The organism is Undibacterium sp. YM2 (assembly GCF_009937975.1).
Taxonomy (GTDB): Bacteria; Pseudomonadota; Gammaproteobacteria; order Burkholderiales; family Burkholderiaceae_D; genus Undibacterium.
The window spans coordinates 56,741-80,181 of sequence record NZ_AP018441.1 but is presented as its reverse complement, the minus strand read 5'-3'; the positions used below and the strand labels follow the sequence as shown (position 1 = coordinate 80,181).

At 51.6% G+C, this 23,441-nt stretch carries 28 protein-coding genes; 20 read left to right on the top strand and 8 right to left on the bottom strand.

All coding sequences use genetic code 11. From position 1 onward, the window contains the following. Positions 1-12: 12 nt before the first annotated feature. From deoD to deoC, 3 genes are read right to left on the bottom strand one after another with little or no spacing between them, the layout of a single operon-like run. Complete coding sequence (deoD, locus tag UNDYM_RS00405; RefSeq protein ID WP_162039243.1) at positions 13-726, bottom strand: purine-nucleoside phosphorylase; 714 nt, start codon at positions 724-726, stop codon at positions 13-15. After that, positions 723-2,078 (bottom strand): thymidine phosphorylase, encoded by a 1,356-nt coding sequence (locus tag UNDYM_RS00400; RefSeq protein ID WP_162039242.1) that lies wholly within the window; start codon positions 2,076-2,078, stop codon positions 723-725. Before UNDYM_RS00400 ends, deoD begins: the two co-directional genes overlap by 4 nt. Before the next feature lies 1 nt (position 2,079). Further along, positions 2,080-2,862: a deoxyribose-phosphate aldolase gene (gene deoC, locus UNDYM_RS00395; protein ID WP_162039241.1), complete on the bottom strand. Its 783-nt coding sequence runs from the start codon at positions 2,860-2,862 to the stop codon at positions 2,080-2,082. Between the two features lie 374 nt (positions 2,863-3,236). On the opposite strand from deoC, the gene UNDYM_RS00390 reads away from it, so the two are divergent. The 5 genes from UNDYM_RS00390 to UNDYM_RS00370 all read left to right on the top strand — a co-directional run bounded on the left by UNDYM_RS00390 (position 3,237) and on the right by UNDYM_RS00370 (position 7,442). Further along, positions 3,237-3,833, top strand: coding sequence for a YigZ family protein (locus UNDYM_RS00390; protein WP_162039240.1), 597 nt, complete (start codon positions 3,237-3,239; stop codon positions 3,831-3,833). Between the two features lie 246 nt (positions 3,834-4,079). Further along, positions 4,080-6,308, top strand: coding sequence for a serine/threonine-protein kinase (locus UNDYM_RS00385; RefSeq protein WP_162039239.1), 2,229 nt, complete (start codon positions 4,080-4,082; stop codon positions 6,306-6,308). Between the two features lie 127 nt (positions 6,309-6,435). After that, positions 6,436-6,900, top strand: a complete 465-nt coding sequence (locus UNDYM_RS00380; protein ID WP_162039238.1) for a hypothetical protein — start codon at positions 6,436-6,438, stop codon at positions 6,898-6,900. Positions 6,901-6,997: 97 nt separating this feature from the next. Further along, a complete protein-coding gene (locus UNDYM_RS00375; protein WP_162039237.1) occupies positions 6,998-7,162 on the top strand; it encodes a hypothetical protein in 165 nt (54 codons plus the stop codon). Then, positions 7,134-7,442 carry a hypothetical protein gene (locus tag UNDYM_RS00370; RefSeq protein WP_162039236.1) on the top strand — a complete coding sequence of 103 codons (309 nt, stop codon included), beginning with the start codon at positions 7,134-7,136 and terminating at the stop codon, positions 7,440-7,442. Before UNDYM_RS00375 ends, UNDYM_RS00370 begins: the two co-directional genes overlap by 29 nt. 125 nt (positions 7,443-7,567) lie before the next feature. Here UNDYM_RS00370 and UNDYM_RS00365 read toward each other — a convergent pair whose 3' ends face one another. Then, positions 7,568-9,706 carry a peptidase domain-containing ABC transporter gene (locus UNDYM_RS00365; RefSeq protein WP_162039235.1) on the bottom strand — a complete coding sequence of 713 codons (2,139 nt, stop codon included), beginning with the start codon at positions 9,704-9,706 and terminating at the stop codon, positions 7,568-7,570. 43 nt (positions 9,707-9,749) lie between these two features. Next, positions 9,750-11,021 carry an HlyD family secretion protein gene (locus UNDYM_RS00360; RefSeq protein WP_162039234.1) on the bottom strand — a complete coding sequence of 424 codons (1,272 nt, stop codon included), beginning with the start codon at positions 11,019-11,021 and terminating at the stop codon, positions 9,750-9,752. A 194-nt stretch (positions 11,022-11,215) separates the two neighbouring features. On the opposite strand from UNDYM_RS00360, the gene UNDYM_RS00355 reads away from it, so the two are divergent. The 8 genes from UNDYM_RS00355 (at position 11,216) to UNDYM_RS00320 (ending at position 12,883) form a co-directional block, all read left to right on the top strand. Then, a complete protein-coding gene (locus UNDYM_RS00355) occupies positions 11,216-11,416 on the top strand; it encodes a hypothetical protein (RefSeq protein ID WP_162039233.1) in 201 nt (66 codons plus the stop codon). Then, entirely contained in the window at positions 11,403-11,570 is a 168-nt protein-coding gene (locus UNDYM_RS00350; protein ID WP_162039232.1) for a hypothetical protein, read from the top strand. The genes UNDYM_RS00355 and UNDYM_RS00350 overlap by 14 nt, the downstream gene beginning before the upstream one ends. Before the next feature lie 38 nt (positions 11,571-11,608). After that, entirely contained in the window at positions 11,609-11,800 is a 192-nt protein-coding gene (locus tag UNDYM_RS00345; protein ID WP_162039231.1) for a hypothetical protein, read from the top strand. After that, a complete protein-coding gene (locus UNDYM_RS00340) occupies positions 11,787-11,954 on the top strand; it encodes a hypothetical protein (RefSeq protein ID WP_162039230.1) in 168 nt (55 codons plus the stop codon). The genes UNDYM_RS00345 and UNDYM_RS00340 overlap by 14 nt, the downstream gene beginning before the upstream one ends. Before the next feature lie 10 nt (positions 11,955-11,964). Further along, positions 11,965-12,195, top strand: a complete 231-nt coding sequence (locus UNDYM_RS00335) for a hypothetical protein (protein WP_162039229.1) — start codon at positions 11,965-11,967, stop codon at positions 12,193-12,195. A gap of 80 nt (positions 12,196-12,275) precedes the next feature. Next, on the top strand, positions 12,276-12,422 hold the full coding sequence (locus tag UNDYM_RS00330; protein ID WP_162039228.1) for a hypothetical protein: 147 nt from the start codon (positions 12,276-12,278) through the stop codon (positions 12,420-12,422). Positions 12,423-12,506: 84 nt separating this feature from the next. Beyond that, entirely contained in the window at positions 12,507-12,653 is a 147-nt protein-coding gene (locus tag UNDYM_RS00325; protein ID WP_162039227.1) for a hypothetical protein, read from the top strand. An 80-nt stretch (positions 12,654-12,733) separates the two neighbouring features. After that, entirely contained in the window at positions 12,734-12,883 is a 150-nt protein-coding gene (locus UNDYM_RS00320; protein WP_162039226.1) for a hypothetical protein, read from the top strand. A 37-nt stretch (positions 12,884-12,920) separates the two neighbouring features. On the opposite strand, the gene UNDYM_RS00315 is transcribed toward UNDYM_RS00320, so the two are convergent. Next, positions 12,921-14,441, bottom strand: a complete 1,521-nt coding sequence (locus UNDYM_RS00315; RefSeq protein ID WP_162039225.1) for a sigma-54 dependent transcriptional regulator — start codon at positions 14,439-14,441, stop codon at positions 12,921-12,923. Positions 14,442-14,629: 188 nt separating this feature from the next. Between UNDYM_RS00315 and UNDYM_RS00310 the strand changes: the two genes are divergently transcribed. The 3 genes from UNDYM_RS00310 (at position 14,630) to UNDYM_RS00300 (ending at position 16,597) form a co-directional block, all read left to right on the top strand. Further along, entirely contained in the window at positions 14,630-15,181 is a 552-nt protein-coding gene (locus UNDYM_RS00310; RefSeq protein WP_162039224.1) for a hypothetical protein, read from the top strand. A 43-nt stretch (positions 15,182-15,224) separates the two neighbouring features. After that, positions 15,225-15,518 carry a hypothetical protein gene (locus UNDYM_RS00305; protein ID WP_162039223.1) on the top strand — a complete coding sequence of 98 codons (294 nt, stop codon included), beginning with the start codon at positions 15,225-15,227 and terminating at the stop codon, positions 15,516-15,518. A 68-nt stretch (positions 15,519-15,586) separates the two neighbouring features. Continuing rightward, complete coding sequence (locus UNDYM_RS00300) at positions 15,587-16,597, top strand: hypothetical protein (RefSeq protein WP_162039222.1); 1,011 nt, start codon at positions 15,587-15,589, stop codon at positions 16,595-16,597. On the opposite strand, the gene ltaE is transcribed toward UNDYM_RS00300, so the two are convergent. Continuing rightward, a complete protein-coding gene (gene ltaE / locus UNDYM_RS00295) occupies positions 16,590-17,636 on the bottom strand; it encodes a low-specificity L-threonine aldolase (RefSeq protein ID WP_162039221.1) in 1,047 nt (348 codons plus the stop codon). The genes UNDYM_RS00300 and ltaE overlap by 8 nt on opposite strands. A gap of 136 nt (positions 17,637-17,772) precedes the next feature. Here ltaE and UNDYM_RS00290 point away from each other — a divergent pair, with 136 nt between their 5' ends. Next, positions 17,773-18,474 (top strand): transglutaminase-like cysteine peptidase, encoded by a 702-nt coding sequence (locus UNDYM_RS00290; RefSeq protein ID WP_197740962.1) that lies wholly within the window; start codon positions 17,773-17,775, stop codon positions 18,472-18,474. Between the two features lie 40 nt (positions 18,475-18,514). On the opposite strand, the gene UNDYM_RS00285 is transcribed toward UNDYM_RS00290, so the two are convergent. After that, positions 18,515-20,473, bottom strand: coding sequence for an EAL domain-containing protein (locus tag UNDYM_RS00285; RefSeq protein WP_162039220.1), 1,959 nt, complete (start codon positions 20,471-20,473; stop codon positions 18,515-18,517). 213 nt (positions 20,474-20,686) lie between these two features. On the opposite strand from UNDYM_RS00285, the gene UNDYM_RS00280 reads away from it, so the two are divergent. The 3 genes from UNDYM_RS00280 to UNDYM_RS00270 all read left to right on the top strand — a co-directional run bounded on the left by UNDYM_RS00280 (position 20,687) and on the right by UNDYM_RS00270 (position 23,190). After that, positions 20,687-20,986, top strand: coding sequence for a DUF2288 domain-containing protein (locus UNDYM_RS00280; RefSeq protein ID WP_162039219.1), 300 nt, complete (start codon positions 20,687-20,689; stop codon positions 20,984-20,986). Positions 20,987-21,077: 91 nt separating this feature from the next. After that, entirely contained in the window at positions 21,078-21,716 is a 639-nt protein-coding gene (locus UNDYM_RS00275) for a hypothetical protein (protein ID WP_162039218.1), read from the top strand. A 193-nt stretch (positions 21,717-21,909) separates the two neighbouring features. After that, positions 21,910-23,190, top strand: a complete 1,281-nt coding sequence (locus UNDYM_RS00270) for a hypothetical protein (RefSeq protein ID WP_162039217.1) — start codon at positions 21,910-21,912, stop codon at positions 23,188-23,190. Positions 23,191-23,441: the final 251 nt, after the last annotated feature.

Here is a 23,441-nt window from a genome sequence, read left to right as displayed (position 1 = left end):
CTTGCAAGCCCATCAATCGCAGGTACAGCAGCTTTCGAGCGCAATTTCCACCATGTCGCTAAAGCTGTTTTGTCTTTGTTCCGGAGTCATGCCAGCACCGCTGCGCAAATGATCTGCTACCGTCAGCAAACCCAGGGCCTGCACGCCATGTTCGGCGGCTACTGAATATAAACCTGCCAACTCCATTTCCACCGCCAGTATCTGCATTTTTTCCATGATGTCGAAAAGCTGCGGCTGCACACTGTAAAACAGGTCGGCAGAAAATACATTGCCCACCCTGACAGGTTTTTGCAGGCAATGCGCAGTCTGCACTGCCTTGGCGAGCAAACCATAATCAGCAAGCGCCGCAAAATCATGGTCCATGAAGCGCATGCGGTTGACCTTGCTGTCAGTACTTGCACCCATGGCGACGATGACATCACCGAGCTGCATGTCTGCCCGCAACGCACCGCATGAACCCAAGCGTATGAGTTTCTTGACCTCATAGTGGCGTATCAGCTCAGTTGCATAAATACTGATCGAGGGTATGCCCATGCCATGTGCGAGTACAGAAATCTTCTTGTCGCGGTACCAACCGGTATAGCCCAGCATATTGCGCACGGTATTGACCAGCAGGGCATCGCTGAGCCAATGATCAGCAATCATCTTGGCCCGCAAGGGGTCGCCAGGCATCAGCACGATGTCGGCAAAATCACCAGGAGCGGCATTGATATGGGGAGTAGTCATATTGTTTCCGTGGTCAATGCGTATGCAGGCAGGCGCAAGCTGCCGCGCATGCTCTGCCGTATCTGTTGTGGTCGCGGCACGGCAGATTCGCCAAATGTGCATGCTGCGAGCAGACGCTTGCTGGCCATGGCCAGACTGTCTTCATCAACAGCATGGATCATGGCCAAGGGAGTATCAGCCTCCATGCGCTGCCCCAGTTCCGCCAACTGGCTCAAGCCGGTACTGGCATCTTGTTTGCCAAGAGCTGCCGTACTCAATTGCAGGGCCAGCATGCCTATGGCCCGCGTGTCCATGCTGTTGAGATACATACCCGCAGGTGCGAAGACCGGCTGTCGCAGCTTGGCCTGGGGCAAATAACGGGCATGGTTGGTCAGCAAATCAGGTGGAGCACCCAGTGCTGTGCAAGACTTTTCAAACACTTGCGCAGCCTTGCCGCTGTGCAGGGCATCCAGCAAGCCTACCTGGGCTTCCAGTGCGTTTTTTGCCAGGCCAGCCACTACCAGCATCTCCGTGCCCAGCGCCAATACGGTCTGATGCAGGCGCTGCGGGCAGGTGTCGGTACGTAGATAACTGAGTGCGGCAGCCACTTCCAGCGCATTGCCTATGCTGGGAGCCAGTGGCTGGCTCATGTCGGTGATCAGGGCTGAGCAGGCCATGCCCGCCGCATTGGCGGTATCTATAATGTTTTTTGCCAGGGCCTGCGCCTGCGCCAGCTCAGGTGTCTGTGCACCATTGCCGCACTTGATATCCATGACCAGCGCATCCAGCCCGGCAGCAAATTTCTTGGACAGGATGGATGCCGTAATCAAAGGCAGGCTATCTACCGTTGCTGTCACATCGCGTATCGCATACAGGCGCTTGTCTGCCGGGGCAAGATCAGCAGTCTGGCCTATGATGGCCATGCCGCAATCCCTGACCACACGACGGAAGCGCGCCAGATCAGGCGTCGTGCAATAACCGGGTATGGCTTCGAGCTTGTCTTGCGTACCACCGGTATGAGCCAGCCCGCGCCCGCTGATCATGGGGACGATGCCGCCGCAAGCCACCACCATCGGGGCCAGCACCAGCGACACCAGGTCTCCCACGCCGCCTGTGGAATGCTTGTCCACCACCGGGCCGGGCAAATCCATCTCATCCCAGCGCAAGACAGTACCAGAATCACGCATGGCCAGCGTCAGCGCAGCACCCTCTGCCGCTGTCATGCCCTGCAAGCAGGTCGCCATGCAAAATGCCCCGAGCTGCGCGTCTGTTATGCTGCCATCCACCATGCCGGTTACCAGCGCCTGTATCTCTGCCTGATCCAGAGCCAGGCCTGCGCGCTTCTTGCGTATCAGCTCTTGCGCCAGCAGCATCTCAGTATCCCGACTTGATTTGGGGCGGTACATCGCGCAGACAAGCCTGCAAATTGCCCAAGAGGCTGGAAGCACCAAAGCGAAAATGCGCAGGGTTCACCCAGTCCTGGCCCAGGATGTTATCCGCCAGCGCCAGATAGGCTGCAGCCTCCTCCACTGTCCTTACCCCGCCTGCGGCCTTGAAGCCACATAGTCCCCCGGTTTCCTTGATCACGGTCAGCATGGTTTCTGCCGCTGCCAGCGTGGCATTCACTGCCACCTTGCCGGTAGAAGTCTTGATAAAGTCTGCCCCTGCCGTGATGGCTATCAGGCTGGCGGCGCGGATAAAGGCATCCGTCTTCAGTTCACCACTCTCGATGATGACCTTCAAGACCTTGTCGCCACAAGCAGCCTTGCAAGCCCTGACCATCTCTGCCCCGGTACTGGTGTCACCCGCCATCAGCGCGGCATAAGGGAAAACCAGATCGACCTCGTCTGCACCATAGGCAATCGCCGCCCTGGTCTCGGCCACGGCAACATCCACGTCGGCCTCACCATGCGGAAAATTAACCACCGTCGCCAGTTTGATCGCTGGCGTGCCAAATTCACGCAGCATCTTTTTTGCATGCGGGATAAAGCGCGGGTAAATACATAAAGCCGCCACCTGCCCCTGCTCACTGCTGGCAGCATTGCACAAGGCGGTGATCTTTTCCCTGGTGTCGTCCTCATTCAGGCTGGTCAGATCCATCAGGCGCAGAGCGCGGCTGCCTGCCTGCTTCAAGGCGGTATCTGGGGTGGACGGCATGTTCTGGCTCCTGCGGGTATTCAAATGCCAAAGATAAAGCGCAAGCGTATCAAGCTACTTGATATAGCTCAGAAGTTGCAAAAACATCTGCAAAACAAATGCCAAGCCCAGCATATACATCCCTTATCTGCCGGCAGGCAGCGCAGCGTGAAGAGATTTCGACTCCTTCCCCTTCAAGGGGAAGGTTGGGATGGGGATGGGTTTCTGTAATAACTGGAGAAGTGGCCAATCAACCGAAACCCATCCCTACCCTGGCCCTTCCCTTGAAGGGAAGATAAATACTCCGGCTACTTCGCAAAGCTACATTAAGCATTTTATGTATACCCAAACCCAATTAGCCGCCAAAATAGCGACTTTCCCCCATCCAGCACCCCATGTACCAGCTCGCCGCCCCTGCTTTTGCCGAAATTGAAATCAAGAAAAGCCGTTTTCTGGGCCAGCTCTACCCAATGAACAGCCGCGCCGATGCTCGCCAGCAACTGGCGCAGATACGGGCACAACACCCGGATGCCGTGCATGTCTGCTGGGCGCTGATCTGCAGCGGCGACTCTGGCCTGGATGATGATGGCGAACCGTCTGGCACCGCCGCCAAGCCCATGTACAACGTGCTGGTGCACAAAGACGTGACCAATGTACTGGCCGTTGTCGTGCGCTACTGGGGCGGCATCAAGCTCGGTGCAGGCGGCCTGACCCGCGCTTATGGCCAGGCCATCTCCGACGCCTTCAAGCTCGCAGAACTGACAGAAGTTGAATACATGCTTGAATGGGACATTCTCTGCGCCTATGCCGACGAATCCCACGTACGCCGCCTGTGCGACAAATTCACCGCCAGCGTCACCGGGCTGGCCTATACCGAATCAGCCACCATCAGCATCAGCCTCAAACAAAAACTTGCTGCCAGCTTTGAAGCTGAATTGATAGAAATGCTCAAAGGGCAAGTCAGCATCATCAAACCAGAGCAAACTATTTAGTTTCCACCCCACCGTTCCCGCCCCGTAGAGACTGTGCAAGCGGGGTTTTTACATGTAAATTACTGTCAATTAACATGTCATTTACATATAAAATAGATTGGCTTGTCACTGTGAGTACACAGTTTTGTAATAAAGTTCGCTATATTATTGCCGTTACATCTTGTTACGACTAGCAACTATCTTGCATGGATAGATAGCTGCACATCGAACAATTGCGGCAAAAAATAATAACCATGCAAGAAACCCATGCAAAATACCAATCTGGCTAGCAACGACAATACTGGAGTAGAGGAAGTAAGCGTCAGCCTCAGACATTACGAATTCAAAAAGCGTCTGGGTGAAGGCGGCTTTGGGCAAGTCCATGAAGCCTGGGACAGCAAACTCTGCCGCCCTGTCGCCATCAAACAGCTCAAAGCCACAGAGGGCGCAGGAAGTGCAATCCAGACCAGCAGCCTGCTCAAGGAAGCCCGCCTGGCCGCATCCCTCAAGCACCCTGCCTTCGTCAAGATTTTTGCCATTGAAGATGAGGACAATAGCCATTCCATCGTCATGGAACTGGTGCCCGGCCTGACCCTCAAGCAATTGCTGCAACAAAATCCGCAGCAGCCGCTGCCAGAACAGCAAGCCATCAACATCATCAGCCAGGTCGCTGAAGCCATGCAAGAGGCCCACGCCAGCGGCCTCATCCATGGCGACCTGAAACCGTCGAACCTCATGGTCGAACCCGACGGCAAAGTCCGCATACTCGACTTTGGCCTCGCATCAAAAACCGATGCACAAGCCACCACATCCATGAGCCAGCTCGACCCGCAAGGCACGATAGCCTACATGGCCCCGGAACGCATGATGGGCAGCCCGGCCAGCGCCCAGAGCGACATCTACGCCCTCGGCGTCATCCTCTACGAAACCCTGACCGGCCAACGCCCCTTCGCCAACGCAAGCGGCCTGGCCCTGGCCGCCGCCCTGATGCAATCGAATTCTGACACTTGGGAATTCCCGGCAGGATGCAAACCAGAGTTGATCAAGCTGGTGCTGGCGATGACGGCGCGGCAAACTGAGAAACGCCTGAACAACATGCAGCAGGTGCATGAGCAATTGCGTGGGTTGGTGAGTGTGCCTGTACTAGTGGCAGCGGGTGGTGCTGTGGATGTAAACAGCATTTCAGGCAATGGCTGGAAGGCGCTGAGCAAGCCGAAACGCTTTGCTATCGTCAGCGCCATCATCGTCGCGTTGGGCTATGGGGCTTGGCAAGCTGTGCCTTATCTTGAAATGGACAAGATGTCGTTGAAGCCGTTTTCAGAGTCGTTGACTATGAAACAAGGATTAGAAGCATTAAGGCAATATGACATACCAAGTAGCCTAAATAAGGCACAAGCAAGTTTTGAAACAATTTTAAAGCGCAATCCCGATCATGCTGGCGCGGTTGCTGGTCTTTCTATAATTTATACGTTTCGCTACGATAGCGACAGACAGGATTCAGTTCTGCTTCAGAAAGCCGACGCAAGCGCACAGCAGGCTTTAAAATTGAACGACAAATTAGCACTCAGTCACATCGCTCTTGCACGTGTAAGATCGCAAATGGGTAAGAATGATTTGGCACAAAATTCGTATGAACAGGCTTTAGCCCTAGATCCTGATAATATTTTTGCTACATTTGGGTTAGTCACCGTTTTAAGAAAACTAAAACGCTATGACGAAGCTATAAAAATTGCCGCCGCGGGACTAGAGAAATTTCCCTATGAACGTATGTTTGCAGAAGAACTTGGTGCAGTTTATGCTGAGTTGAGCAAATATACAGAAGCAGAAAAATTTTTCCGCATAAGCATAAAAATACAACCCGACTCTGTAGCCGCATACGCGAATCTGAGCAATATATTGGTCAGGCAAAATCGAGAAACAGAAGCCAAACAGATTCTACAGCAGGGGTTATTAATACGACCAGATGCTTTATTATATTCAAACATGGGCCAGATACTGTTTAACGATGGCGAATACGTTAAGGCAGCGGAAGCATTTGAAGCAGCTATTTCGCCGGATAAAGGCAGTCCAGCGAGGTATGACGGCTGGGCAAACTGGGGCGATACTTTACGTTGGATACCTGGTCAAGAAGAAAAAGCAAAAAAAGCATATGAACGGGCGCGCGAACTTCTTTCTCAGCGTTTACCAACAATTCCGAAAAAGGCTGATGCAACGATGATTTCTCGCTTTGGCCTGTATTCCATACGTATAGGTGATATGCAAACAGGAATGAAGTATTTGTACCAAGCTCTTGAACTAGACCCTGAAAACCGCAATGTCCATTTTCGTCTTGGATTAGCTCACGAATTGCTTGGCAAACGAGATGAAGCAATCAATGAATTGGGAATGGCTATCAAATACCAACTCCCAATAAAAACTATAGAGAGTGAGCCTGACTTACTCAGTTTAAGGCGTGATCAGCGCTATATAAAACTCGTTGACCATGAAAAAAAATGATCTGGAACAGTTATTGCATATTAGCTGCTGTATTAAGAATTCTATGATCTGAAATAAGGGATTATTGAAACGGCGAGCATGAGTACACATGCTTATTTGACTAGTTCAACCAATTGAAAGATTGAATATGAGTGATCCAGCCCCACCAGTAAATTATACATTCACAACATACTTTAATCAGGGTGACCCACAAAGCCGAGCTACTGTATCGGCAACAGGAAGATTTACCCCTCCTCTTCCTATAAATACTCAAACAGGTCATCGCTACCTCAATGTGGACGATACTGTAACCTTTGCTTTTTCAGGTACACCAACCAATCCTGGAGACACCGTCTCGGTAACAGCTAGCGCCTTTATTGCAATCTGCAAAGGTACACAACCCAATGGCGAACCTAACGTTGTCGGAACTACAGCTACCGCATGTCCAGTTGATGGCGTAACAATAACCCTGACTAAAGACAGTATCGGATTTTGGGGATTTACAATCTCATTTTCAGCAGATTTTAAAGATTCAAATGGGAATGTTGTAAGCTCAGAATTTTTCTATCTACCTGATCCTGAGGTGGATATTGAAACACGTGGTGGTGGTTAATTTAATTCCTGCTTTATATATTTGCGGAACTTATAAATACAAAAATGTGTGACAAGCAGAGTTCTAACAAGAAAAATTTCAATTCAAAAGGATTTATATGGAAAACCTAGTCAAATCAAAAGTGACTCAAGTATCACCACCATTGATCGATAATTCTGCGACGCTGGAACAGAAATGCATGCGTGCATTAACAAGCGAAGAAATTCTCGTAGTTGCAGGCGGTCCAGAGGTTGATGTTGAAGCGGGTGGCGGTGGCGGCTAGATTTTTGCCAATTAAATTCGCGGCTAGTAAATTAAGCGATGCTGCAAGCAGCTCTTTGCCGCATACGCTTATATTGAAGAGCTATTTTTTTAAATTTATTCAACTTGGAAGAGAAAAAATGAAACACACTAACACAACAAAAATATCCCTCATTGTGGAGCCTGCAAATAACGAACAGACAGCACCATGTGAATCGAAGCTGTGTACGTTGACAACTGAAGAAATTCTTGCAGTTGCAGGTGGACCAGAAGTTGATATTGAAACGGGAAATGGCGGCTGAAAAATCTAGATAAAGAAAGAGATGAAATTATCGAAATAAACATCTTTTTCTCTTAAATCATCGGCTCCACATCGCAATGCCAAAACATAGCCAAACTTGCTTTGGCTATGTTTTTCTTTTATTGACTAATGAGCGCTAACTTTCGTTTGCTCACTTGAACCATCTTTAAGCAACTCATCCACCAGCCGCCCAGCCTTGATCACTACGACCCTGTCCGCCATCGCTATTGTCTCTGGCCTGTGCGCGACGATAATGCGGGTCAGGCCCAATTCAGTCACTGTTGCATTCACACTGCGTTCGTTTGCTACATCAAGCTGGCTGGTTGCTTCGTCCAGCACAAGTATGCGGGGCTGGCGGTATAGGGCGCGGGCCAGTAGTATTCTTTGTTTTTGTCCACCACTGATGCCTATGCCGCTGTCGCCGGTGATGGTGTAATAGCCCATGGGCATGGCAGTGATTTCATCATGCACTGCCGCCAGTTGTGCGCAGTGACGTATGCGTTCCCAGTCTGGCAGCGGGTCAAAGAAACAGATATTGTCTGCGATAGAGCCGGAGAACATGCGGTCTTCCTGCATGACGGTGCCTATCATGTCGCGGTAATTGCTTAAGCCCAGGCGTTTGATGGGTACGCCATCCAGCAAGACTTCGCCTTGCGTGGGAGTGAGCAAGCCCAGCATAACCTTGACCAGCGTAGTCTTGCCGCAGCCGGATACACCAGTAATGGCAATGCATTCACCCGCCGCTACGCTGAGATTGATGTTTTCGATCACATTAGGTTCAGTCGGTGAATAGCGAAAAGACACATCGCGTAGTTGTATGCTGGGTTTGATCTTGCTCACATCGAGTTCGTGATCATGATCTTGCGTAGTCAGTTCAGTTTCTGCCATGACGATGTCGGCGACTCTTTCACCATGCAGGCTCAGCATCATGAATTCTATGACCTTGTCTATCAGGGCAGCCAGACGGGCAGAGAACTGGTCACGGTAGGCGATAAAGGCCAGCAACATGCCCACAGTAAAAGTATTATCCATGACAGCACGGGACGCCAGCCAGACGATGATGACTCTCTCCAGACCAAACAACAGGGTTTGTGCGGTTTCGTAACTGACACGTATGCGCTGTATGCGCAGGTCTGCATTGAATTGTTCTGCCAGAATATTGAGCCAGCCAGCACGTCTTTGTTCACCTTTGCCAAACAGGCGCACGCTTTGTATACCGCTGGCGGTCTCCAGAAAATGCGTGGTCTGCTTGGCAGCGTGAATAATCTGCTCGGCCGTGGCTGTGCGTAAGGCGGTGTACACACTCCAGCGCATCAGGGCATACAGCACAACTGCAACCGTTGCCACCAAAGCCAAGCTGCGGCTGTAAAACAGCATCATGCTGAAAGTACCTATGACCATGACACCATCGACCAGTGCTTGCACAAAGCCTGTCGTCAATGTTTTTTGTATGGTGGTGATAGAACCAAAGCGCGAAAGAATATTGCCGATATGTCTTTTTTCAAAAAACTCCAACGGCAGTTTGACCAGATGCGCAAACACATTGCTCATCCATTGGAAATTGAGCCGGGTACTGAGCGCCACCACAAACCAGCTGCGCACAGCGCTGATTGCTGCCTGTATCAATACCAGCAAACCAAAACCCAGCGCCAGGGTGCTTAGCAAATCACGGTCTATGGAAACAAGAGCATGATCGACTACCCATTGCAAATAAAAGGGTAAGGCAATAGAGACAAATTCCAGCGCCAGTGCCAGCAAGAAAATCTGACTCAGGCCACGCTTTAAACCCGTGATGCGCCCCATGAGGCTGCGCAGGGTAAATTGCAGTTTATTAGTGGCAGGTGTAAAGTCGCTGGCAGGACTAAGCTCAAGTGCCACACCAGTAAAGTGCTTGGAAAATTCATCCAGGCTAAAGCGGCGCAAGCCTATGGCCGGGTCATGGATCACCACTTCTTTTGCTGATACGGACTTGAGCACCACAAAATGGTCCATGTCCCAATGCAGGATGCAAGGTAATTGCAGTTGCGACAGATGGTTCATTTCCAGCTTGAGCGGGCGGCTTTCCAGCTTCAAGCCGCGGGCTATCCTGATCAGGCTTTGCAGGGTTGCGCCCTTGCGTGAGATAGAAAAGCGCAGCCTGAGCGTCGCCAGATCAGTCAGGTAACCGTGATAATTGGCCACCATGGCAACGCTACAGAGGCCGCATTCTGTGGCCTCTGTCTGTAAAAATACGGGGAGCTGGCGACGTAATCCTAATCTATCCATTCAAACACTTTCTTTGTTAAACAGTTCTGCACCTGCTCTGTTTTCATAACTGACTGGCCATGCCATACAAAGGCTCGAGCACCCATTGCGCCAGGGTGCGGTGTTCCAGCACTAGCGTTGCCGCCAGTTGCATGCCGGGTTTGAGTTGATAGTTGCGGCCAAATGCCTTGACCTGTGCACTGTCGAGCTCGACACGCAAGCGATATACAGGTTCGCCACCGCCTGTGGAAGCGACCTGGCGCACGGAATTATTGATGCCTACCTGCACGTCATCGAGAGCGATGGTGGCTACGGAGATTTCTTTGACGACACCACGAAACTGCCCAAACTTTTGGTAAGGGAAAGCATCGTAACGCAGCATGACCTCAGTACCGGGGTGGACAAAACCGGCAGCGCGGGTGGGCGCATATAATTCCACTTCCAGCTTGCTGCCTGCGGGCAAAAGATTAGCCAGACGCTGGTCCGCGAACACAGATTGCCCGCGATTAACGACGATGCCTGCAACCCGGCCCGCCTGGTCTGCCCGTATTACCAGTTGCCGTCTGGATTCACTCTCTGTGACTTGTTGCCGCAGTTCTTCAATATTGCGTTTGAGTTGTGAGGCATCGCGCTCGGCCTGTAAAGGCAGGTCTAGCCTGCTGGCGGCCAGCGAGGCGACTTCACGCTGCAAGGCCAGTTGCTCCAGCTCTATGCTGGCCAGACGTGATTCTTGTTCTATGACATCGGCTGCTTTTTCATTGATTGCCGCTTTGGAGACATTACCTGTCTTGCCCAGATCTGCCAGGCGATTCGCGTTTTCACGTACCAGTTGCACACGACGGCGTTGCAGTACCAGTTCATTCTCCAGGTGTTGCAAACTGGCTTGCAGTTTGGCGTGGCGGCCATCCATGTCCATGCGCTTGTTTTTTGTTTGCTGCTGCAATTGATCCAGCTCTTGATGGTATTGCGCAATGCGCGCCTGCAAGCTTTGCTTGATGGAAGCCTGGGTATCTGTGCGGCCATTATTGCGTTCACCAGAGAGAGTGAACAAGGCATCGCCAGCCTGCACCTCTTGCCCTTCTTTGACATGAATGACGGACACAATGCCTGACTGTGGTGTCGCCAACCGGTATAAGCCCTGGTCGGGCACCACCATGCCGCTGACGGTCTCTTTGCGGGTAAAACCAAAGAACAGGGAAAAAAGAACGATCAATACAATCAGGCTGAACAGGAACAAACTGAGCACAGGATAAGACCAGGTGCGTGTCAACAAGATCGCGCCATGATAACGCTGTGACTGATGATCGAGCGCTTCTTTGCGGAACAGCTTGCTCATGCGTAAGGTTTCATAAGGTTAGAAAGAGAACAAAGTCAGACTAACAATATACCGCAAAGTCTGACAAATAATAATTTTGTTCAGGCTCTTGCAATTAACATTTTTTGACTATATCTTTCCCCACGCAAACCATCGTGTGTTCTACACATGCTATGCATCTGCAAGCTGAATTCTCTCAACATACTGGAGGAAGAATGCATCATATCCCTGGCGAAACATTGCTTTCGCAATTCAACAAATCAAAACGCATTGCTACAGAAAATCTTCAGGATCAGCATCCCTGCAACATGATGCGAATGCTGTCAGATGCGGAAGTACTCAGTGTGGCTGGCGGACCTGAAGTTCAAGTAGGAACTGGCACTGATCTTCAAAGGAATGAATATGAAAGTCGTTGAAAGAGCACTCGACAATTTAACACTTAACAAGGCTGACAACTACGTCACACAAAATCACCCAATTCAAGATGAAAAAATTCGTGTTCTTACTGACCGCGAATTATTGAGCGTTACTGGCGGCCCCGAAGTTCAAGTGGGAACCGGTCAAGACTGATTCATCATCTATTAAATCAACAATGGAGAGGAAGTTTCGTGAAGAAAATCACTCAAACTGCGACATCTTTACCATTAACAAAATGCGCTCTTGATGATCCACATCAATCATGTATAGAGCACACAATGCGTGTTTTATCCCAAAAAGAAATTTTGAGAGTAACAGGTGGGCCTGAAATTGAAGTGGGAACAGGAACTGATCTTCAAAGGGGTGGCTATGAAAATCACTGAAAGGAAGCGCAACGATTCGATATTAAACAGGGCAGACACTGACAGTGCACAAACCAAACAATATCAGGAACAGGATCTACGCTCTTTAACAGAGGATGAAATTCGAATAGTTGCTGGCGGACCGGAAGTAGATGTCTCTGCGGGCGGTGGCTGAAGCTAAATAATTGGCTGCAGATGAAGTTCAGTTAATCAAGCTCAATCAAGCGAATGAAAAAAGAATATTTTTAAAAGGAGTAGGCATGAAAAAAACTACTATCACAATTTCTGAAACAGCATCGGACAGTTTGGATGCTCAAACGACACAGCAAGCCGAAGTCCGCGTGTTGACAGATGATGAAATTCTAAACATCGCTGGCGGTCCTGAAATTGACGTTCAATCCGGCACAGGCGGCTAATCAAATCCAAGCTATGGCACAACATGCCGTAGTCAAATCCGGGACCTTTTTGGCAAACAGCCAGCTACTTAAGGAAAACCATGAAACACACTGAACTGAAAACATCTGACGTTGAAATCAAGCAGCAACAGCCTGTTCTAGAGCACGAAATGCGTACGCTAAGCGAAGAGGAAGTCCTAGGCGTTGCAGGCGGGCCTGAGTGCGATGTTGGTTCAGGTAACGGGTAATATATTCATATTTTTTAGTAAAGAACTTTAACATCCAAGCTAAAGAAATTACAGGCAACTCGTTAACCACTCTTTAGGAAAACTATGAAATACACCGAGCTGAAAACATCTGACATTGAAATCAAACAGCATCAGTCTGCCCAAGAACTCGAAATGCGAGCCCTGACCGACAATGAAGTCTTGAGCGTGGCGGGCGGGCCTGAGGTAGATATTTCAGTGGGTGGCGGTTGATCAGATCCAAACTATGGCACAACATGCCTTAGTCAAATCCGAGGCTGTTCTTGCAAACAACCAACTACTTAAGGAAGACCATGAAAAACACCGAACTGAAGGCATCTGACATTGAAATCAAACAGCAACAGCCTGCCCAAGAACTCGAAATGTGCGTTCTGACCGACAATGAAGTCTTGAGCGTCGCAGGCGGACCTGAAGTTGATGTTGAAGCTGGTCACGGTGGTTGAATCTGATTCAACGGGAATCTTAACTTGGGATAACGTCCTAGAATATCCCCACCACCTTCAAATACCGCCTCAACGCCTCACTAGGCGTTTTCAATAAAGCGGCGCAAGCCTCTACATCGCCAGCACTGGTTTCCAGTGACTGGCGAATTTCTTCTGTGGGTATCTGTTCGGCGCGGCGTATCTGGCTGTGGTTGTCGAGCAGCTTGTACATTGAGGGGCGTGAGACGCCGAGTTCTTGTGCTGCACCCTGTATATACCAGTCGTTGTTTTCCATCGCTCGCAGGACGTCGTCGTCGCTGAGTTCGGCCAATTTTTTGCGGGGTGTCGCTGGCTGAGGGAATTTGCTGTCTGTGCTTATGTTGGCCTGTGCCACGCTGGATGGAGCCTGGTGGGTGGTTTTGACGAGGCTGGCGAGTTGTGGCACCTCGCCGAGCTGCAGGGCAAGCAGAGCGCGGCGCAGGACGTGGGACAACTGGCGGATGTTGCCTGGCCAGTCGTAATTGGCAAATTCACTGACCAATGCTACCGGCAGACTGGTGCCTATGTCGTTGGGCAGTTTGCTATTGCTGAGCAGGTGCAGCAGCAAGACGCCTATGTCTTCACGGCGGGCGCGTAGCGGTGGCAGGTGGATGATGAAACTTTCGAGGCGGCGCAACAGAGCCTGGTTGAAGCCTTCGCTATATAAATCCTGGTCGGTCGCGGCGATCAGACGGGCGCTGGACTTTTGGTCTTGCTGGGCACCTAGCGGGCGGTAGTCGCCGTTCTCAAGCACGCGCAAGAGCATGGGTTGTATGCTGGCAGGGGTATTGCCTATTTCATCGAGGAAGAGAGTTGCACCTTCTGCCTCAGCAAACAGGCCTTTGCGGGCGTTTTGTGCGCCTGTGTAGGCGCCTTTGACGGCACCGAACAAATCGGCAGCGGCCAGGGCTTCATTCAGGGCGGCCATGTTGACACTGACCAGCTCTGCATTGGCGCGCTTGCTGTAGGCGTGGATGGCGCGGGCGGCAATTTCTTTGCCCGTGCCGGTTTCACCCAGCAACAAGACGGGTAACTCAGTCCCGGCGACCTGGCGTATCTGGTCGCGGGCGACGATGGCGGCGCTACCTACGCCTATGAAACCCAATGCAGGATTGTGTTTGGGCAGGCAGCGCATCCAGTGCAGGCAAATCACAATGGCGCGGCCCAGGCCAAGGATGACGCCTGCTTCTATCTGCTCACGGCTGAGTGCCACGGGTGCGCTGATCTCTGCTCCATTGACCTCAACTACCATGCGGCTGGCAGGTGGTGTGATGAGGATGTTGTCACCGGCATCGCGGCTGATGCGCACAGGGTCACGCGAGATGCCGCCATAGCCTAGCGGCAGGCCATCTTTGCCGGGATGACGGAATAACGGCAGGAAACGGTTGATCTCGACCTGGCCGTCAGGGTTGCTGGCCATGAACTGTTCACCGATGCGCTGGCTGTCCGGATGCCAGATGATAGTCAGGCCCAACAGGGCAGACGCATTGTCGGCCAGTTTAGCCAGGGGTGAGGTCAGGGTGTAGTCGGTATCGGTCATTGTGTTTGCAGCGTAGCTCTTGCTTGAATGTAAGCGACAGTGTAAAGCGCCAATGTAAATTTGTATGCTTTACATGTCAATTGGGTCTAAAAAACAGACTTCTCCCTAGGGAAGGCATGCTGGCACGGCGTTTGCAAATAGGCATGCATTGCGCAAGTGAAAGTACTTGCCACCTGAAGGAGAACATCATGCCTACCACTGAAATCTTGTTAGTTGCTCTTAATCTGCTGTTATTCATGCTGCTCAGCAAAATGGCCCTGAAGGCCAGGCTGGCGCGCAATATTGCCATGCGCCTGCTGACAGACGATGTTTATTACAATGAAACCCGCGGTGTACTGATACAAAAGAATGTAGAACGCGCCAGACTTAGCTGGGGCTGGTCCAGCATAGGTACGGTGACGCAGCTTCCAGTGACCCGCCCGCAGGACCCGCATGCTGCCTGGTCGGCGGCTGTGCACACATCCACCCATATGCGTTTGCGCCCCTTGCCAGAACCGGCACCTTCAGTGCTGGAAGTGCCTTATGCCTTGTGGGCCACGACCTGGGCATCAAAAGATACACCATGGTCCACCACGGTCAGCCTGAAACCAGAAAAGAAAAACGACACTGCGCCTGAAGCACAGCCAGCAAGCCCAGTTGCGCCAGTCACACCGGCCCGCAAATCTGCCGTCAAGCCCGGCAGGACGGCGCAAGACATGCTGGACCTGGGGATGATGCAGCACGCCCTGTTTTGCAAATAATCCGGAGCAACCAGCCATGCCTATATTCTTCCAGGAGTCACGTATGAAGCCCGCACAGCAATTCGTGAATGCAGAGATGCTATTGAAACTTGATCCTGTTGCAGACTTTGCGCTGTTCCAGGATTGCCTGCCGCCCATGCTGAGGTTGCAAGCCAATCTGTTTGGCGAACATACGCCTAGCGAGGCTGAGGAGGAGGCTGCCGTAGAGAGTTTCCGTAATCTTTTTTCTGGTGCCAGGACTGGTTTTGACAGACGCAAACCGGATAAGTCAGCACCTGCCATCGCAGGGATGAAAACGAATTTTTACCGCCGAAAAAGTGATGGCAATACAGCTTGAGGGTAGCTGTGCCATGTGGTGAAGCACGATAAAAATAATGCAGGCATCTGACAAAATCAGGATAGAACATGATGACAGACAAAAAATTACTCGTTGCCGATGAAATTGATCCTCTGGTTATTTTTGCGCCAGAAGAGCCCGGCCTGCAATGGCAAAGAATAGGCGGCATGGCAGTACTTGATGAAGACAGCCATCATCTCGAAGTCTGCCGCATGTCATGCATGACGCTGGCAGAAGCCAAGGCATTTGCGGCAGCAGATGACCGCATCAGTTTTTTCTTTTACGTCAAACATTATGCCATCATGTATCACCATCAGGTCTTGCATGCGGGCGATGCAGTCTTTTTCTCAGGGTCACCTGCACTGCATGCAGAGCCAGGTGCCGACTGTTTTGAGAAACCGGCGGTACCGGACAGCAAACTGAGTATTACCGCAGCACCCGGGAATAACTGGATTTCAGTACAGGCGCAGCTACAAGTCCCTTTTCTGAGCAGTGAGCAGGCACATGCGTATCTGTGGCCCTGCCTGCGGCCTGGTCAGGATACCAGTCCAGCAAGTATGGATGGCGGCTTGCAGGCAGTACTCAGCTATAGCCCCACACCTGGCACAGGACATCATGCGGGTTGGTGGGTGTGTGGTCAGTATGTGCATGCAGGCGGCGAACAAAAAACTGCGCAAACCTGCTTTGGCGGGCCGAGCATGCCAGTTAAACCTGGTGATATCCTGAGCTGCCGTATTGTGTATGACGCAGCTACCCGTAGCTGGCTGCAAACCATCACCAATGCCGCAAATAATAACAGCGTCTCTTTCCCGGTATCGATAAAGCAGAAACCGGGGCAGGCCCATGAGAGAAACTCTGTCAGCTTCAGCCTGGAAAATCTCTCACAGGCAAGACAGCGTCATTTGCACCAGTGCCTGAGCCTGTTCAATGTCATCATCAAGGCTAAATACCCGCAAAGCAACCTCGGGCTGGGGCTAAGTAACCTGCCCTATGTGGATCATGCAAGACTCTGCGAAAACCAGACCAGCCTGCATGTCAGCCGCATCATCCTGTACAGCCCCATGCAGGATGTCAGATAGCCGATACGCCGGGATGTTTGCTGAAGTAAGTCTGGAATACTGACAGTACTTTATCGATATCGGCAGCCGAGACATCGAGATGGGTGACCATGCGCATGTGCGGGGTGACCCTGGCGAGGATGCCATTTTCGCGCAAGAGTTCTGCCAGCCCGGCACAGGCCGTAGCGGGCAGGTCGGCATAGACGATATTGGTTTGCGGCATTTGCACTTGCAAGGCGCTGATCTGGCGCAAGCCATTCGCCAGACGTTCTGCATTGGCATGGTCCTCTGCCAGACGCGCAATATTACGCTCCAGCGCATACAGACCGGCAGCAGCGAGCATACCGGCCTGGCGCATGCCACCACCCAGCATCTTGCGCCAGCGTTTGGCCTGAGCGATCAAGTCATGACTGCCACACAGTACAGAACCTATAGGTGCGCCCAGCCCCTTGGACAAACAGACCGAAACACTGTCAAATCCCAGCACTGCCTGCCTGGGGCTGATGCCCAGCTTGACGATGGCATTGCATATGCGTGCGCCATCCAGATGGGTGGCCAGGCCGCGCTCATGGGCGAGGCTGGTGGCAGCTTTTATATAGGCAGGTGGCAGTACCTTGCCGCCTATGGTGTTTTCCAGTGCCAGCAAACGGCTGCGGGCAAAGTGAAAGTCATCTGGCTTGATGGCATTGGCGATATCGTCCAGGGCTATGCTGCCATCTGCCTGGTTGGTCAGGGGTTGTGGTTGTATGCTGCCCAGCACGGCGGCACCACCGCCCTCGTATTTATAGGTGTGTGCCTCTTGCCCGACGATATATTCATCACCACGGGCGCAATGCGCTAGCAGGGTCAGCAAATTGCTTTGCGTGCCGGATGGCGCGAACAGGGCAGCTTCATAACCAAACAGGTCGGCGGCATAGTCTTGCAGGCGATTGACGGTGGGGTCATCACCATACACATCATCACCGAGTTCGGCGGTGTGCATGAGTTCACGCATGGCAGGACCAGGGCGGGTGACGGTGTCACTGCGTAAATCTATCCAGTTTTGCTGACTTTCTGACATGGCTTTTCCTTGAGGAGGGAGATGATCTATTCTAACAATTTTCATCTGACAATTTTTAAAGCCACAAATCCGGGTATTGCGGCACTAGAAACAGCTACACTGTTGCTCTTGTTCATGCTTACCAGATCAACCACCCATGCGCAGTAAGGATGCGAAAATCGCTGCCAGCCTGTTTTTACTGCTGGGCCTCATGAGCCCGGCAGTGGTATCTGGTTTGGTGGATTTTTCGCAAGGCCTGATTGAGCATGTGCACAAACGCTTTGGCGCTGAAGGGCCGCGTCGGCTGACACAAATGCAGATTGCCATCAACAGGATCAAAGCCACTGCAGGCAAGGACTTTGCCAAAAATGTAGCACGCTCTGTCGATGGGCTTTATGAAATGCCGGTCTTGCGGCAGGTGAATGATTTTTATAACCGCGTACCCTACTTCACTGATCAGGAACACTGGGGCGTCAATGATTATTGGGCGACCCCGGTAGAATTTATCGCATCCTGGGGTGGTGATTGTGAAGACTATGCGATTGCCAAGTACATGACGTTGAAAGACCTGGGTATACCGGCTGAACGCCTGCGTATTACCTATGTCAGGGCGACCCGCATAGGTGAGACGCACATGGTGCTGGCCTACTATCCAACGCCTGCCGCCGAGCCCTGGATACTCGACAATCTCGTCGATGAGATACAGCCGGGCTCAGCCCGCAGTGACCTGGTTCCTGTGTATAGCTTTAATGATGAAGACCTGTGGCTGGCCAGCGGCAATACCCGCAAGGGCGGCGCATCGACTGTGCGCCTGTGGAAGGAGTTGATAGAGAAAATGGAAAAAGAAAAACGCATGTGAGCGGCTTTCAGTTTCAGTAGGCCCTGACGTTACTCTCCATTTACCCTGCCTCAGCCATGACTATCTTTTCTGGCGCGCCAAAATAAAAGCCCTGTCCACATTCGACCTGATCTGCAATCAGTAATTGCAGCGATGCTTCGCTTTCCACATTCTGGGCTATCAGGGGTATGCCCAGGGATTGCGCGAATTTGACGATGGCGCGCAAGTGGGCATGGCTATTGTCATTCGTGGCAACTTCCTGCACCAGGCCGCCATCTAGCTTGATATAGTCTGGCGGCACTTCGCGGATAAAGTTCAGGGCATGCGGATCCAGGCCAAAATGATCGACACCAAAACGTACACCCAGATCACGCAAGACGCTGACAAATTTCCTGGTCACGGCATGGTCTCTGGCGCAGGCAAATTCACTGATCTCCACTGACAGCAAGGCCGCCAGCTCTGGCGAATATTTGAGGCGCGCCTGCAACCATTCACAGAACTCTTTGCTCTCCATCGATTGCAGTGACACATTGATGGCGATATTTTTATAGGTGCCGCGATTTTTTTGCAGCATTTCCATGACCAGGGTCACTACCGCCTGGTCTATCTCGGGCATGAGCTGGTGACGCAGGGCCATGGGTAAAAACTGGTTGGCCGGAACCAGGTTGCCCTGGGTATCAAGCAAACGCGAAAATACTTCATGATGGACAAGCTGGCGCAATTGCAGGCGCATGACGGGCTGGGCAAACAAAACCCAGCGGTGGTCTGCCAGAGCATCGTGGATCAGGGTACGCCAGCCATGTGAACCGGCGATGACGGCTTCGCTGTCTTCCATAAGGGTCAGGCTGATCTGCCCATTACCAGCCTGGCGCATGACTTCTATCGCCAGGTCAGCCCGGGAGAAAATGTCACCACGCGTTTGCGCCGGGCCAAACACCAGGGCACCGGCAGCCAGGCTGACCTGGCGCGAGGCGCGCAGCAATACCTGGTTAAGGCGGTATTGCAATGCATCTACCAGCAACTGCATGGTCTTTTGATCGACATCGATACACACCGCAGCCATCGAGGCGCCACCTATGCGGCCCAGGATATTGCTATATTTGCTGAAGACTTCCGTGACCACCGTCGCCACATCGGCCAGCAGGATATCGCCTTGCTGATAGCCGTGCTGATGGTTGTATTCTTTAAGACCATCGAACTCCAGCACAAAGATAACGGCAGTTTCAAAGCGCCCTTCTTCTGACAGCAGATGATTGAAGCGCAAGTCAAAACCATGACGGTTTTCGAGACCACTGACTTTGTCGATGAAAGCTTCGCGCCTGAAATTTTCTGCCCTGGCGATTTCTTCATCGAGCAGGCTCGATATGCGCTCTGTCATGTGATTCATGGCGACCACTACACGCTGCAGCTCGCGGGTTTGTGGCACGACTTCAATACGGCGAAAATTCTTGGCCTGTATGGCAATCGCGACTTCTTCGATTTTTTCCAGCGGCCCCAGGATAATTCTCAGCAAGACCACAGTCATGCCCCAGACCACCAGGTACATGGCAAACATCCACAAGGCCATTTCCCTCATCGAACGCCACAGGTAATCGTAAGCATAAGCCGGGTGGCTGATGACGACCACCTTGCCCAGTTGACGCCAGCCCGAAGAGATAAAAGCCTCACCCGGTGGGGTTTGCAAATCAAACAGGGCAGGTAGCCAGGCTGGCACATAGTCCTTGCCCGCGCTCAGTTCCTTGTGCAGCAGCACTTTGCCTGCGGGATCAAGGACCACGATTTTTTTATAATAACCGCGGTCAAACAGGGTCGATATCTGGATATTTGCCAGGGTCTGGTCATTCTTGGCCAGTGCTTCTTCGAGCGGACGTGACAAGGCGGTGGCAGCATCCTGGGCATGCGAGGCCAGTTGCTGCTGCAAATAGTCCCGCATCGTCAGTACAGACAGGATTTGCAATCCAAGAAACACGGCAAAAAAGATGATGGATATGGCAAGAAGGAGTTGGCGTCTCAGCGTCATAAGGTCTCTTTGAGTGTTTTCATTCCCTGGAACTCATTTCTGTCTGCAATTTTCTAAATATTAATAAGTCATGCTTATGGCGACTTTAACAAGAAAATAGCCCTTCCCGCTTATTTCTTCCGCTTTATTTCAGGATTTGCATAAAATTATGGATGTGGAGCATTGTTTGCGCATTGTTTACCACCCCGGCTCAATATATTTTAATTAAATTTCATGTCCAATACTGATATTTTACGTAGCAAGATCAATCTCGAAACTGCAGCTTATCCCTGGAGTGAGTTATTACGTCATTTTGCCAGTGGCACGGTACTGGTCGTCCAGCCCGGCCTGGACCTGGTCGAAGTTGCCTTTCACATGGCAGAAGACCATGCAGATGTGATCTCTGCCCTGCTTGAGCATGGCCAGATGGGCAAGGTCAGCGATGAGCAGGCTCAGGCATGGCTGGAGCAGGATGCCCAACACTGGACTGTGGTCGTCAAGCCCTGGATACTTGTGCAGGAAAGACAAAAATGACATTGCCGGTGGGATTGCGTGTTGACATGAACTTTTAACAAGCAGGGGCTGTCTGAGTCGAGATACCGTAACAGTACAGTTTGGGAAAGGCATGATGCAATTTTCTCTGGCAACTACACATTCAACAGCAAATCAAGGGCTCAGCAGACCTGGTTTTCCGGCAATGACCGTCTTGCTGGTCGTTCTTGCCCACCTGCTTTTCTGGCAATTACTACGTCATCAACACGCCACTACGAGGGCGGGTGAGAGCCATCCGTTGATGCAGTACCTGCAATTATTGACGATAGCCCCCAAGTCTGTCGCCCCAACGCCAAGCCAGCCTGTGGAGGTGCCTGCCAAACCTGAAAAGCCAGCCAGGAAGGAAGCCAGCAGGCCCATCACGACGAATAAACCTGCCAGATCACTGACCCGCCCAGAGCAGCCAGCGGCAGAAATCGTAACTGACGCCGTCAGCCAGCCCTCAACTCAAACGAGTATCAGTCCCGATAGTCCAGCGGGACTGGGTCTGAACCTGGAGTCTGTGCGCAAGTCAGCCCTGGCCATGAAGCCCACAGAAATTGAACAGATACAGGCCACTCACAGGCGCGGCGACAGCCTGGAAAAGCGGCTGGGTGAAGGCACCAGACGGGCAGAAAAGAAAGAGTGCATGAAGGCATATTCGGGCATAGGCATACTGGCTGTCATCCCGCTGGCAGTGAGCGCCGTTGTGGACACAGGCTGCAAATGGTAATGCTGGCAAGAGCTCGGCTATAATGCCGGATTCCGTACTATGAAACGGGCTTGCATGGAACGGCCAGGGCATAAGCAGGGATGAAGGCCGGTACTACGCCTGTTGTCATTTGTATTATTGATGTGTTTTGACTGATTGTTGCACAATGTTTTTGCATTATTGCAATGATTTTCATTTTTTATCTGGATCATTCATGAAAAAAACTTCTTACCTGTTCGCCGCCATGATGCTGGCAGCACTTGGCTCTGGCTTCTCTCCCGTGACTGTGAATGCCGTTCAGGCACAAGAAGCGGCTGATCCTGCGAAGCAACAGACAGTACGTCCAGAAATGGGCAAGCCGCTTAATGAAATCCAGGACTTGCTGAACGCCAAGCAATATCCTCAGGCCCTTGAAAAAATTAATGCCATGGATGCCGCCCTGGAAAAGAAAACGCCTTTCGAACTGTTTACCATCCACCGCTTTCGTGCCGTGGTTGCTTCAAGCATCAATGACTCAGCGCTGATGGCAAGTTCCTTCGAATATATGATTTCGACTGATTTTCTGAAAGATCCAGAGAAGCAGCGCCTGACTGAAGCCATGGCCAGCATGTTTTTTGGCGAAAAGAAATATGCACAGTCCAGAGTATGGGCCGAGCGCTTCCTGGCAAAAGCACCTGGCAATGAAGTCATGGCTAATCTTATCGCCCGGACCTACTACATAGAAAATGACTTTGCCAATACCATCAAAGTCGTTAACGCACAGATTGCAGAGGACGATAAAGCAAAACGCAATCCTAGCTCCGACAATCTTAAATTGCTGTATAGCGCTTACCAGCAGCTCAAGGACTGGCCCAACTATGCCTTGGCTCTGGAGCGTCTGGTAGCACTGTATCCAACGCCTGAATACTGGGCAGGTCTGATTTATAGCGTAACCAAGAAGCCCGGTTTTTCTGAACGTATGCAGCTCGACTATTACCGCCTGCTGTTGCTCAATGACAAAATTGAAGATGCTGCGGACTTTGTCGATATGGCAGAGTTAGCCTTGTTGGCTGGCTCACCTGCAGAAGCCAAGGCAGCAATGGATGCCGGCTATGCTGCCAATGTACTGGGCACGGGAAAAGAAGCAGCCAAGCAAAAACAATTGCGTGACCGCGTCAACAAACAGGCTGCTGACGACATCAAGAGCCTCGATGCCGGTGAAGCAGCCGCCAAGAATGCCAAGACCGGTATAGGCTTGGTTAACATTGGTTACAACTATATTGTTAACGGCCAATACGATAAAGGCCTGACACTGATGGAACAAGGTATCGCCAAAGGTGGCCTGAAATATCCTGAAGAAGCCAAGCTGCATCTGGGCATGGCTTACCTCAAAGCTGGCAAGCGCGACAAGGCGGCTGAAATCCTGAAATCCGTTAAAGGCAGTGACGGTTCTGCTGACTTTGCACGCTTGTGGCTGCTGGTACCCGCCAATAAATTTGCCCCTGAAGCAAAATAAGCTGGTGAATCTCTCCTCAGTTTACAAACCGTGTTAAGAAATACGCCACCTGCGGGTGGCGTATTTTTTTGACCCGTGCTTGTGCAGATGTTCAGATGCAGACTCGCAGCCAGATAAAAAAAGGCTGTTTTGCGTTATGCAAAACAGCCTGTCAAATTCAGGACCGCAAGCTCTGATTACGGTACTGACGGTACACCTTTGGATACTCTTTACTGCCCCAGCCTGATCGAAGGATCATATACAGGCTGGGC

Excerpts from the sequence above, each read along its gene's own strand:
- deoD (WP_162039243.1), bottom strand. The coding sequence starts at position 726 with ATGACTACTCCCCATATCAATGCCGCTCCTGGTGATTTTGCCGACATC.
- UNDYM_RS00400 (WP_162039242.1), bottom strand. The coding sequence starts at position 2,078 with ATGCTGCTGGCGCAAGAGCTGATACGCAAGAAGCGCGCAGGCCTGGCT.
- deoC (WP_162039241.1), bottom strand. The coding sequence starts at position 2,862 with ATGCCGTCCACCCCAGATACCGCCTTGAAGCAGGCAGGCAGCCGCGCT.
- UNDYM_RS00390 (WP_162039240.1), top strand. The coding sequence starts at position 3,237 with ATGTACCAGCTCGCCGCCCCTGCTTTTGCCGAAATTGAAATCAAGAAA.
- UNDYM_RS00385 (WP_162039239.1), top strand. The coding sequence starts at position 4,080 with ATGCAAAATACCAATCTGGCTAGCAACGACAATACTGGAGTAGAGGAA.
- UNDYM_RS00380 (WP_162039238.1), top strand. The coding sequence starts at position 6,436 with ATGAGTGATCCAGCCCCACCAGTAAATTATACATTCACAACATACTTT.
- UNDYM_RS00375 (WP_162039237.1), top strand. The coding sequence starts at position 6,998 with ATGGAAAACCTAGTCAAATCAAAAGTGACTCAAGTATCACCACCATTG.
- UNDYM_RS00370 (WP_162039236.1), top strand. The coding sequence starts at position 7,134 with ATGTTGAAGCGGGTGGCGGTGGCGGCTAGATTTTTGCCAATTAAATTC.
- UNDYM_RS00365 (WP_162039235.1), bottom strand. The coding sequence starts at position 9,706 with ATGGATAGATTAGGATTACGTCGCCAGCTCCCCGTATTTTTACAGACA.
- UNDYM_RS00360 (WP_162039234.1), bottom strand. The coding sequence starts at position 11,021 with ATGAGCAAGCTGTTCCGCAAAGAAGCGCTCGATCATCAGTCACAGCGT.
- UNDYM_RS00355 (WP_162039233.1), top strand. The coding sequence starts at position 11,216 with ATGCATCATATCCCTGGCGAAACATTGCTTTCGCAATTCAACAAATCA.
- UNDYM_RS00350 (WP_162039232.1), top strand. The coding sequence starts at position 11,403 with ATGAAAGTCGTTGAAAGAGCACTCGACAATTTAACACTTAACAAGGCT.
- UNDYM_RS00340 (WP_162039230.1), top strand. The coding sequence starts at position 11,787 with ATGAAAATCACTGAAAGGAAGCGCAACGATTCGATATTAAACAGGGCA.
- UNDYM_RS00330 (WP_162039228.1), top strand. The coding sequence starts at position 12,276 with ATGAAACACACTGAACTGAAAACATCTGACGTTGAAATCAAGCAGCAA.
- UNDYM_RS00325 (WP_162039227.1), top strand. The coding sequence starts at position 12,507 with ATGAAATACACCGAGCTGAAAACATCTGACATTGAAATCAAACAGCAT.
- UNDYM_RS00320 (WP_162039226.1), top strand. The coding sequence starts at position 12,734 with ATGAAAAACACCGAACTGAAGGCATCTGACATTGAAATCAAACAGCAA.
- UNDYM_RS00315 (WP_162039225.1), bottom strand. The coding sequence starts at position 14,441 with ATGACCGATACCGACTACACCCTGACCTCACCCCTGGCTAAACTGGCC.
- UNDYM_RS00310 (WP_162039224.1), top strand. The coding sequence starts at position 14,630 with ATGCCTACCACTGAAATCTTGTTAGTTGCTCTTAATCTGCTGTTATTC.
- UNDYM_RS00305 (WP_162039223.1), top strand. The coding sequence starts at position 15,225 with ATGAAGCCCGCACAGCAATTCGTGAATGCAGAGATGCTATTGAAACTT.
- UNDYM_RS00300 (WP_162039222.1), top strand. The coding sequence starts at position 15,587 with ATGATGACAGACAAAAAATTACTCGTTGCCGATGAAATTGATCCTCTG.
- ltaE (WP_162039221.1), bottom strand. The coding sequence starts at position 17,636 with ATGTCAGAAAGTCAGCAAAACTGGATAGATTTACGCAGTGACACCGTC.
- UNDYM_RS00290 (WP_197740962.1), top strand. The coding sequence starts at position 17,773 with ATGCGCAGTAAGGATGCGAAAATCGCTGCCAGCCTGTTTTTACTGCTG.
- UNDYM_RS00285 (WP_162039220.1), bottom strand. The coding sequence starts at position 20,473 with ATGACGCTGAGACGCCAACTCCTTCTTGCCATATCCATCATCTTTTTT.
- UNDYM_RS00280 (WP_162039219.1), top strand. The coding sequence starts at position 20,687 with ATGTCCAATACTGATATTTTACGTAGCAAGATCAATCTCGAAACTGCA.
- UNDYM_RS00275 (WP_162039218.1), top strand. The coding sequence starts at position 21,078 with ATGATGCAATTTTCTCTGGCAACTACACATTCAACAGCAAATCAAGGG.
- UNDYM_RS00270 (WP_162039217.1), top strand. The coding sequence starts at position 21,910 with ATGAAAAAAACTTCTTACCTGTTCGCCGCCATGATGCTGGCAGCACTT.